Annotated in this window: 2 protein-coding genes; both read left to right on the top strand. The window is 43.5% G+C overall.

Annotation, left to right across the window (positions count from 1 at the left end):
- The first annotated feature begins 258 nt into the window (after nt 1-258).
- Complete coding sequence (locus NNO02_RS23135; protein ID WP_271455863.1) at nt 259-930, top strand: SOS response-associated peptidase; 672 nt, start codon at nt 259-261, stop codon at nt 928-930.
- Between the two features lie 270 nt (nt 931-1,200).
- Nucleotides 1,201-1,940 (top strand): recombinase family protein (locus NNO02_RS23140; RefSeq protein ID WP_271455864.1); only part of this gene is annotated, 740 nt, incomplete at its 3' end.

Consider the following 1,940-nt stretch of genomic DNA (forward strand, 5'->3'; position numbering starts at 1 on the left):
ATCAATCAGTTAGTAAAAAATGAATTTAGACAATCACAGGCAATATGAGTCATTTCATCGCCCCAAATCATGCCCCTAACTGATTTTTGCCCCCAAATTTGCCCCCAAAAAAGTAACAATGGGTAGTGGTTTATCGCCCATATAACAGCCTCGAAAAGGTAGCAAGACGTAATGGAATATTAGTGGTGTGGCGGTTCAAATACTCTCGTACTAACCAATATCCTATACTTTCAGTCTGACAGTTAACTGGAGGTTTCTATGTGTGGACGCTTTTCACAGTCAATGACACGTGAAGACTATCTCGCCCTGCTCTCAGATGAAGCTGAGCGCGATATTCCATACGATCCAGAACCCATCGGGCGTTTCAACGTAGCGCCAGGCACCAAAGTTCTGCTTCTGAGTGAACGTGATGAACAACTGCATCTTGATCCAGTTATCTGGGGATACGCCCCTGGGTGGTGGGATAAAACACCGCTAATTAACGCAAGGTCTGAAACTGCGGCCACCAGCAGAATGTTTAAACCGCTCTGGCAGCATGGCCGCGCAATTTGCTTTGCTGATGGTTGGTACGAGTGGAAAAAGGAAGGCGATAATAAACAGCCCTACTTCATTCATCGGACCGATGGTCAGCCAATATTCATAGCGGCAATTGGCAGCACACCATTTGAACGAGGTGATGAAGCAGAAGGTTTTCTGATAGTTACAGCTGCAGCTGACAAAGGACTGCTTGATATTCACGACAGGCGACCGCTAGTACTATCGCCAGATGCAGCTCGCGAATGGATGAGGCAGGATGTTGGAGGGAAAGAAGCTGCGGAAATTGCAGTCGACGGTGCCGTGCCGGCTGAAAAATTTATATGGCACGCCGTAACACGTGCCGTTGGGAATGTTGGAAATCAAGGACCGGAGTTAATAGAAACTATACGTTGATGCACGAAACGACAGTGAGAGAATACCTGCAGGGTGCAAGCTGCGGAAATTTTGTCACTAACCTTCATAGAAATATGAAATTATCTATCTTCCCTACAAGCTATAACACTGCTACGCATCTACATCCATACGCTTAGCAGTTTATCATTGTGTTCAAAAATTGAGCGCACTCACATTACTCACGTCTATGGCGTGAGAGTATCTTTTCAGATTACAGAGGGGCTATGATATGAAAAAGAAGCCATTGCATACATTCGATTCTCCGCGCCAATTCAGCAATATGGTGATTCACTCCGACGTCAGAATCAGCTAATTGATGAATGGATAGCCCAAAATCCTGAATATGAGTTAGATAATCTGACTTACCAAGACTTGGGGCTCAGCGCTTTTAATGGAGTAAATGCTCTTCGTGGCGCTCTATCAGACTTTCTTGATGCAATCGAACATGGTTTCATCAAAAAAGGTACAGTTTTGCTGGTTGAGAGTCTTGACCGACTTTCAAGAGAAAAAATAGGTGACGCTACTGAACGGCTACGGCATATTTTAAAAGCGGGAGTCGAAGTTGTAACTTTATCTGATCAGACGCATTACAATGAGGAATCACTGGATGATCCTTATGTTCTAATTAAAGCTATTTTGATTGCACAACGCGCTAACGAGGAGAGTGAGATTAAGTCTAAGCGTATGCGGTCTGTCTGGCAGAAAAAAAGAGAGGACGCGGAAAAGAATGGAAAGCTTTTAACACGATCATGCCCTAGATGGTTAAAAGCAACAGAAGATGGAGGGGGGTTTGAAGTTTTACCTCAACACGCCAAGACTATTAAATATATTTTCAAACTACGTTTAAAAGGCCATTCACTGAATGGAATTACAAAAATTCTTAATGATAAAAAAACTCAAACGCTGACAGGAAATCCAGGCATATGGAATCCATCGACGATTGAAAAAATCCTCGGAAACAAAGCTGTAACTGGCACATATTGCCCATCATTCAGAACAATGTCTAAGGG

Origin of the sequence: Citrobacter sp. Awk 2 (assembly GCF_028069815.1) — a bacterium.
GTDB lineage: Bacteria > Pseudomonadota > Gammaproteobacteria > Enterobacterales > Enterobacteriaceae > Citrobacter.

Coding starts and splice junctions, on each gene's coding strand:
- NNO02_RS23135 (WP_271455863.1), top strand. CDS start 259: ATGTGTGGACGCTTTTCACAGTCAATGACACGTGAAGACTATCTCGCC.